The sequence below is a fragment of the Actinospica sp. genome (assembly GCF_035552695.1).
In the GTDB taxonomy this organism is placed as follows: domain Bacteria; phylum Actinomycetota; class Actinomycetes; order Streptomycetales; family Catenulisporaceae; genus Actinospica.
On the sequence record NZ_DASZKT010000097.1, the window covers coordinates 1 to 8,129 of the forward strand.

Annotated in this window: 7 protein-coding genes and 1 pseudogene; 3 read left to right on the plus strand and 5 right to left on the minus strand. The window is 70.0% G+C overall.

Features of this window, described 5'->3' with window-relative positions; genetic code table 11:
- The 3 genes and pseudogenes from VG296_RS12585 to VG296_RS12595 all read left to right on the plus strand — a co-directional run.
- A pseudogene (locus tag VG296_RS12585) lies at positions 1–429 on the plus strand (hypothetical protein); the annotation flags it as partial.
- Positions 426–4,385 (plus strand): DUF6531 domain-containing protein, encoded by a 3,960-nt coding sequence (locus VG296_RS12590; protein WP_325565857.1) that lies wholly within the window; start codon positions 426–428, stop codon positions 4,383–4,385. The pseudogene VG296_RS12585 and the gene VG296_RS12590, both read left to right, overlap by 4 nt.
- 23 nt (positions 4,386–4,408) lie before the next feature.
- Positions 4,409–4,900 (plus strand): hypothetical protein, encoded by a 492-nt coding sequence (locus VG296_RS12595; RefSeq protein WP_325565858.1) that lies wholly within the window; start codon positions 4,409–4,411, stop codon positions 4,898–4,900.
- A 6-nt stretch (positions 4,901–4,906) separates the two neighbouring features.
- Here VG296_RS12595 and VG296_RS12600 read toward each other — a convergent pair whose 3' ends face one another.
- The 5 genes from VG296_RS12600 to VG296_RS12620 form a co-directional block, all read right to left on the minus strand.
- Positions 4,907–5,983, minus strand: coding sequence for a 2Fe-2S iron-sulfur cluster-binding protein (locus tag VG296_RS12600; protein WP_325565859.1), 1,077 nt, complete (start codon positions 5,981–5,983; stop codon positions 4,907–4,909).
- A 67-nt stretch (positions 5,984–6,050) separates the two neighbouring features.
- Entirely contained in the window at positions 6,051–6,557 is a 507-nt protein-coding gene (gene paaD / locus VG296_RS12605; RefSeq protein ID WP_325565860.1) for a 1,2-phenylacetyl-CoA epoxidase subunit PaaD, read from the minus strand.
- Positions 6,558–6,562: 5 nt separating this feature from the next.
- Positions 6,563–7,339 (minus strand): 1,2-phenylacetyl-CoA epoxidase subunit PaaC, encoded by a 777-nt coding sequence (gene paaC, locus VG296_RS12610; protein ID WP_349259541.1) that lies wholly within the window; start codon positions 7,337–7,339, stop codon positions 6,563–6,565.
- Between the two features lie 5 nt (positions 7,340–7,344).
- Positions 7,345–7,674 (minus strand): 1,2-phenylacetyl-CoA epoxidase subunit PaaB, encoded by a 330-nt coding sequence (paaB, locus tag VG296_RS12615; protein ID WP_325565862.1) that lies wholly within the window; start codon positions 7,672–7,674, stop codon positions 7,345–7,347.
- The coding region (locus VG296_RS12620; RefSeq protein WP_325565863.1) for a Phenylacetic acid catabolic protein at positions 7,671–8,129 on the minus strand (459 nt) is incomplete at its 5' end. The genes VG296_RS12620 and paaB, both read right to left, overlap by 4 nt.

An 8,129-nucleotide genomic window follows, 5' to 3' on the forward strand; every position in this document is an offset into this window, starting at 1 on the left:
CTGCTGCTCTATACGCCGCTGGCGTTCGTCGTGCTGCAGGGCCCGCTCGTGATGCTCTACATCGTGCTGCTACGGCGCGGGCTGAAGGACCAGCGTGCCGCGCTCTCCATCGAACTGCGCGCCGAGGCCGCGACCGGATTCGGCGCCGTCGACGCCCACGAGATACCGACCCTGATGCGCCCGCTGCGCCGCTTCTTCCTGCGCGCCAAGGCTTTACGCACCACGGGACTCACCGAATGCATCGCCCTCGGCCGGCTCTACGACACGCAGCTGGAACTCGGCATGGCTCGCTGGCACGCGGTCCGCGGCGAACGCGATCCACATGGCCCGAATGATCAGCAGTTGCGTCAGCGGATCGCGGAGCTCAAATATCGTCGACCGCGTCCCGTGCCGAGCACGAACGCGCACGTCATGCAGGGGGCGTCATGAGAGCCAGGGCCATGCTGGGCAAACTGCTCGCCGTCGTGGCCTCGGCCTTCGCGCTGATGGTCTTCTCCCCGCTCGTCGCGCAGGCCGCCGACCCGTGCTCGGATCCGTCGTACGCGAACTCGAGCTCCGCCGATCCGTGCGCCGGGCAGGCTGACGTCGGCACGGCGATCGCCAGCACGGCACTCGCCCTCGCTCCGGTGGCCGCCGCCGCGGCCGGCGCGCTCGGTCAGGCAGGCTCGGCGGCGGCGGGCGCGGCCGGCGCGGCGGCGCCGTTGCCGGGCACGCCCAAGGGAGGGTCCGGGCAGCCGCCCAACGGCAGGTCCAAGTCCTCGAGCGGCGCACCGCCGCTGGACGGGGGCGGCGGCCAGCCCGTGGACGGCAACGGAAACACCTGCACCGACGGCGATCCGGTCGACGTGGTCTCCGGCCAGGTCATCACCAACGAGACAGACCTCGAACTCCCGGGCCTGCTCTCGCTCGCGCTGCGCCGGGCCTACGCGTCGGGCTACTCCCGCGGACGGCTGTTCGGCCCCGGCTGGTCGTCCACTCTCGATCAGTGCGTTGAGATCGACGCCAAGGAGATCCGCTATGTCGGCGAGGACGCCCAAGTCGTGGCGTATCCGCGTCCGACGCAGCCCGGGCAGCGCGTGCTCCCGAACGGCGGAGCGCGCTGGCCGCTGACCTGGGGGCCCGACGACGTGATCCGCATCGAGGACACCGAGCAGGGCCGGACCAGGCACTTCCCGGCCGCCCCCGATCCGGCCCGGCGTCCGATCGGCGCACTGAGCGACCGCAACGGGAACTACGTCACCTACCAGCGCTCGAGCAACGGCCTGCCGACGGAGGTCGTGCACTCCGGCGGCTACCGCGTGGCGGTCGACACCGTCGTCAACCAGTCCTGGATCCGTATCAGTGGCCTGCGGCTACTGGACGGCACGGACGGCGGGCAGGGCACGCTCGTGCGCCAGTTCGGATACGACGCGCGAGGCCGGCTCACCGACATCGTCAACTCGGCCGGCGTGCCCTTCCGCTACTCCTACGACTTCGCCGACCGCATGACCGGCTGGATGGACCGGCTGGGCTACCAGTACGTGTACGAGTACGACGACAGCGGCCGCGTGGCACGCGGCCTTGGCCCCGGCGGCTGTATGAACGCGCAGTTCTCCTACAACAGGCTTCAGCGCGTCACGACCGTCACCGACTCGCTCGGGCAGCGCACCGAGTTCCACTACGACCGGCACATGCACGTCAACAAGATCGTCGATCCCCTCGGTGCGACTGTGCAGGCCGAAATGGATCGCAACAGCCGTCCGTCGCTCCAGATCGACGAACTCGGTGCCGTCACGCGCTGCACGTACGACGAGAACGGCGATCCGGTCCGCATCGACCGGGCGGACGGCACGTCCGTGTTCGTGCTCTACAACGAGCTACGGCAGCCTGTGCGCATCACCGGACCCGATGGGACGACGTGGCAGTACACGTATGACCAGCGCGGCAATCTTCTGTCAAAGACCGATCCGCTCGGCGCGACCACGTCCTACACCTACGACCAGAACGGCAACCTGCGCACGGTGTCAGACGCGCAGGGCAACGTCCAGCGCGTGCAGACCGACGCCGCCGGCCTGCCCGTCACCCTGACCGACGCGCTGGGCAACAGCACCAGAGCTCGCCGGGACGCGTTCGGCCGCGCGCTGGAGATCACCGACGCGCTCGGTAACATCACCGCCTACAGATGGACGGCCGACGGACTGCGCACGGAATGCCGGAACGCGGACGGCACGGTGGAACGCTGGCAGTACGACGCCGCGGGCAACGAGATCGCGCACACGGATGAGAAGGGTGCGCAGAGCACGAGCACCTACGGTCCGTTCGGCGTGATGACCTCACAGACCAGCGTCGACGGCGTGCGCTACACCCTCACGCACGACACCGAATTGCGCATGGCCGCAGTCACCGGGCCGACCGGTCTCACCTGGTACTACGAGCGGGACCAGGCCGGACGCGTCGTCGCGGAAGTCGACTTCAACGGCTCCCGGCAGCAGTATCGCCTCGACGCCGCGGGGCAGATGGCGGAGCGAGCCAACGCCGCGGGCCAGGGCGTGCGGTACGTGAGGGACGCGCACGGCCGCGTCGTCGAGGCCCGGCAGAACTCCGGCGCGGTATCACAGTACGCATACTCAGCGGCCGGTCACCTGATCGGGGCACGGAACGCGGACGCGACCATCGAATACGCCCGCGACGCCTTGGGCCGAGTCGTTTCCGAGATGGTCAACGGCGCGCGCACACAGTACGAATACGACGCGTGCGGACGGCGGATCAAGCGGACCACACCGAACGGCACGGCCTCGACGTGGACCTACGATGCCGCCGGACGGCCCGCCAGGCTCAGCACGCCGGTCGGATGGCTGACGTTCGAGCACGACGCCGTGGGCCGGCGGACGACCCAGAACCTCGGCAACGCGGCCGCGATCCGGCAGGCCTTCGACGCGGCACACCGGATGACCGAGCAGGGCATCTGGCGCAGCGACGCGACAGGCATCACGGCCCTGCGTGAGCGCGGCTACGACTACCGGCAGGACGGCGTGCTCGCGGCGATCCGCGACCGCCAGGGCGGAACACGGCGATTCGAACTCGACGCCCTCGGCCGCGTCACCGGCGTGCAGGCGAGCGGCTGGTCCGAGCGCTACGCCTACGACGCGCTCGGCAACATCACCGAGGCCGCGAACAACAACGCCGACGACACGCAGGGAACGCGCGAACACACCGGCACGCTGCTGCGCAGGGCGGGCCGAACCGGCTACGAATACGACCAGCAGGGCCGGCGCATCCGCGCCGTCCGGAGGACCCTGTCAGGCCAGCAGCAGGAATGGCACTACGCCTGGGACGCGGAGGACCGGCTGACCCACGTACGCGTCCCCGGCGGGGACACGTGGCAGTACCGCTACGACCCGCTCGGCCGCCGTATCGCGAAGCAGCGCCTCAACGCCAGCGGCGCCACGATCGAGCAGACGACGTTCGCCTGGGACGGATCGCGTCTGGCCGAGCAGGTCCACACCGTGCCGGGCGGAACGCCGGAGACGATCACGTGGGACTACGACCCTGACACGTACCGCCCCTTGGTCCAGTTGCGGCGCGGCAAACCCGTCGCCAAATCGACGTTCGCGCTCGGCGCCACACAGGACGAGATCGACGAACGCTTCTACGCGATCGTCACCGATCTCGTCGGCGCCCCTACGGAACTCGTCGGCGCGGACGGACGCATCGCCGCCTCCCGCAGAGCGAGCCTCTGGGGAGCCGCGGAGGGGCGCGGAGTGGGCTGGGAGGGTGAGACCGACTGCCCGCTGCGCTTTCCCGGCCAGTACCACGACCCCGAGACAGGGCTCGACTACAACTACTTCCGCTACTACGACGCGGGAGCCGGGCGTTATCTGACCGGCGACCCGCTCGGCCTGCAACCGGCACCCAACCCGCATTCCTATGTCATCAACCCACTGGCCTGGGGCGACCCGCTCGGCCTGAAGCCCGGAAGCCAGGCCGGCCAAGACGGCGGACATTACGGCCTGATGCAGCCCGCGAATCCGGCCGGGACGCCCCTGGGCACCTACGAGATCAACCACGTCCCCGCAAAGGACTCCTGGATGCAACTCGGGCTCACGAACAAGCTGTCCGAGAGCGCCGGTCCGTCGATCCGCATGGAGTACGCCGACCACCGCGACTTCATCAGCACCGGCAGCAGCCAGGACAGCAAGGACTGGCGAGCCGCGCAGGCGAGGCTCATCTCGCAAGGCAGGTTCGATAAGGCGATGAAGATGGACATCGACGAGATCCGCGATCAGTTCGGAACCAAGTACGACGATGCGATCAGGCAGATGGTCGACGACATGCCGAAGAACCGGGGCCTGCGGACGTTCCTCAGAAAGAACGGCTGGACCATCAATTACTGCCTGCTGAAGTGAACTGCCTACTAAGGTGAGAGGCCATGGAGATCGAACTCAGCCCGCCCACGGGTATCACCGGATTCCCGTTCGGGATGCCGTCCCCGGAGGTGAAGGAGGCCGCCGCGGCGCTCGGCAGCACCCGGGTGCGCAACGACGGATCCGCCGCCCGCTTCCGCAAGATGAAGGTGCTCGCCCTGCACCCGCAGTTCGAGATCACCTTCTTTCTCGACGACGGCAAGACCCTGACCGCGGCCGAAGTGTGGATCCCGCGCCCCGGCCCCGAGCAGATCACCGTGACCTTCCGCGGCATCGACGTCTTCGCCACGCCGGCCCGCGAACTGCTCACCCGAATCGAGGCCATGGGCTACGAGATCGATCACCGCGAGCCGCTGCACCCGGTCGTCCCCGGGCTCTCGCTTGGCTTCACCCGCGACGCAGGACACGAAGTACCGCTCGACACCGACGGATCGCCGCTCTACTTTCAGGCCGTTCTCGTCGCGCCGGAGGACTACTACGACGCCTCGGAGTCGTAGGTCGACTCAGGCATCGAAGTCAAGGTCGATGGTGTCCGCGGTCGGGAGCGACTGGCAGGTCAGGACGAAGCCCGCGGCCTTCTCGGCGGCTTCGAGTGCGTAGTCGTGCGTCATCTGCACGCTGCCGCTGGTGACCTTGGCGCGGCAGGTGCCGCAGGCGCCGGCGGTGCACGAGTAGGGGGCGTCCGGGCGGTGGCGGAGGACGGCGTCGAGAACACTGCCGTCGTCCGGGCGCATGGCGCAGACGCTGGTGCGACCGCCGAGCGTCACGTTGAGGGTGGCGGCCGGAACGTCGGCCGGGCGCGACTCGGGCGAGGGGGCGCGGCGCGGGCCGCTGTCGAAGAGTTCGAAGCGGACGCGGCCGGCGCCGAGGCCGTCCAGCACCTCGCGGGCGGCCTCGACCATCGCGGTCGGGCCGCACAGGTAGTACGCGTCCTGCGCGCTCGCCTCGACGGTGGCGAGCAGGCCCGGCAGGCGCTCTGCGTCGATTCGGCCGCTGAGCAGCGGGATTCCGCGCTCCTCGCGGGAGAGCACGTGCAGCAGGTTCAGCCGCGCGCCATAGCGGTCCTTCAGGTCGGCGAGGTCCTCGAGAAACATCACGTCGCCGGTCGTGCGGTTGCCGAAGATGATGCTGACGCGGCTGGCCGGATCGTGCGCGAGGCGGTCGGCGAGGATCGCGTACACCGGGGTGATGCCGCTGCCGGCCACGATCGCGACGTGATGCGTCCCCGGCTCGGGGTACGCGTGGAAGCGGCCGGTCGGGGTGAGCGTGTCGAGAAGGTCGCCGACGGCCAGCTTGCGCACCGCGTAGTCGCCGAAGCCGCCGGTGACGGAGCGCTTGACCGCGATCTGCAGCGTGCGCGGGGCCTTCTCGCTCGGCGGGGCGCACAGCGAGTAGGAGCGTCGCAGCTGGCTGATCTCGCCGTCAGGACCCTGCGTCTCGAACCGGATGGTCACGTGCTGGCCCGCGATGTAGCGGTACGCCTCGGCCAGCTCCTCCGGGACCTCGAGGATGATCCGCACGGAGTCGGGCGTCAGCGGGTCGAGCACTGCGACACGGAGCGGGTGGAACTCCAAGCTCACGTCGCTACCTCGCTGGCGCTCGGTGAGCCGTTCGCCACTGCGTTCAATGGTTCGCTCGCAAGCTCGCTCACGGACGCACCGCCGGGAACGGCTCGGCGCAGGCGGAGCAGCGCCGCAGCTCCTGGCAGGGGCTGGCGCCGAAGCGGCTGAGCAGCGTGGTCTCGATGCTGCCGCAGCGCGGGCAGCGTACGCCGAGGGAAAGGGAGACCGCTGATGAGGTGCCTGCCGAGGGGCCGTGCGCCACGTGCGGAGGCGGGGCGATGCCGGCCTCGGCCAGCTTTCGCCGGCCCTGCTCGGTGATCGACGCGGGGGTCCACGGCGGGTCGAGGCGCAGCCCCACGGATTCGACGCGGTAGCCGGCCTCGCTCAGCACCTTCGCGGCGTCCGCGCGCATGGCGTCGATCGCCGGGCAGCCGAGATACGTGGGCGTCAGTTCGACGCGCACGGACTTGTCCTCGCCGCATTCGACGCTGCGCACGACGCCGAGGTCGCCGAGCGTGACCCAGGGCATCTCGGGGTCGGGGAGATCGGAGACGAGCTGGCGAGCGGACTTTTGAGCGTTGACCGTGTGCATGACCGTCACCAGGTGGCCCCGGGGTGCGCGCGGTGCACCGACTGCATCTCGGCGAGCAGGTAGCTCAGCGACTCGGTGTGCATTCCGTTCCGGCCGCCGCCGGGACGCCAGGTGCCGCTCGGCGCCGTGCCCAGCGTGGCCTCGGCCAGGATCGAGGTGACCTGCTCCATCCACGCACCCTGAACCCGCTCGGGGTCCGGCACCAGGCCCTCCGCCGCCAGCGCCGTGACCAGGTCGTCGCCCGCGAACAGCTCCGCGGTGTACGGCCAGAGCTCGGCCAACGCGGCGACCGCGCGGTCGTGGCTCTCCTCGGTGCCGTCGCCCAGCCGCAGGGTCCAGCCGGCGGCGTATTCGTAGTGGTAGTCGACCTCGACGCAGGCCTTCTTGGCGAACGCGGCGAGCTCGCCGTCGGTGGACTCGCTCAGGGCCGTGTAGAGCTGGCGCTGGTAGGCGCTGAAGAACAGCAGCCGCAGGATCGTGTGCGCGAAGTCGCCGTTCGGCAGCTCGACCAGCAGACAGTTGCGATAGTCGCGGTCGGTGCGCTGATACGCGAGTTCGTCCTCTGTCAGGCCGCTGGAGCGGCCCGCGTAACCGAGCAGGAACCTGGCCTGGCCGAGCTGGTCAAGCGCCACGTTCGCGAGCGCGACCTCCTCCTCCAGGTCGGGGGCGCGGGTCAGCCACTCGCTCAGCCGGTGCGAGGCGATCAGCGCGTCGTCGCCCAGGCCGAGCGCGTAGGCGTCCAGCGGCTTGAGCGTTCTGGCCAGCGCCGTCAGGGCGCGCACACTACTCACAGTCCTCGCACCTCCCTAGGCAACTCATAGTAAGTCGGATAGCGGTAGTCCTTGTCCCGGGCCGGAGTGAAATAGGGCTCTTTTTCCCCGGGGTCGCTCGCGGAAACCGCGCCAGCGGGAACGACCCAGATGGAGACGCCCTCGCCGCGCCGGGTGTACAGGTCGCGGGCGCGGCGCAGGGCCACTTCGGCGTCCGGGGCGTGCAGGGAGCCGACATGCTGGTGGGAAAGTCCGCGCCTGGCCCGGACGAAGACCTCCCAGAGGTCGAGCCCGGTCTCGTTCGGCTCGCTCGCCTCGTTCGGCCCGTTCGGCCCGCCGGTGCTCATCGCTCCACCCCCCGCCGCTTGGCCTGGTACGCGGCGGCCGCCTCGCGGACCCAGCGGCCCTCGCGGTGCGCCTCGGTGCGCCGCTCGATCCGCTGCCGGTTGCACGGCCCGTCGCCGTCCAGCACGGCCTTGAACTCGGACCAGTCGATCTCGCCGTACTCGTAGTGCCCGGTCTCCTCGTTCAGCCGCAGGTCCGGGTCGGGCAGCGGCAGCCCGAGCACCTCGGCCTGCGGGACGCAGAGGTCGACGAAGCGCTGCCGCAGCTCGTCGTTCGAGTGCCGCTTGATCTTCCACGCGGCCGACTTCGAGGAGTGCGTGGAGGCGGCGTCCGGCGGGCCGAACATCATCAGCGAGGGCCACCACCAGCGGTCCACCGCGTCCTGCGCCATGGCCCGCTGCGATTCGGTGCCGTGCGCGAGCGCGTACAGCGACTCGTAGCCCTGGCGCTGGTGGAA

Bases quoted from the DNA above. Each gene is read 5' to 3' on its own strand.
- paaB (WP_325565862.1), bottom strand. From the start codon at position 7,674: ATGAGCACCGGCGGGCCGAACGGGCCGAACGAGGCGAGCGAGCCGAAC.
- VG296_RS12595 (WP_325565858.1), top strand. From the start codon at position 4,409: ATGGAGATCGAACTCAGCCCGCCCACGGGTATCACCGGATTCCCGTTC.
- VG296_RS12590 (WP_325565857.1), top strand. From the start codon at position 426: ATGAGAGCCAGGGCCATGCTGGGCAAACTGCTCGCCGTCGTGGCCTCG.
- paaD (WP_325565860.1), bottom strand. From the start codon at position 6,557: ATGCACACGGTCAACGCTCAAAAGTCCGCTCGCCAGCTCGTCTCCGAT.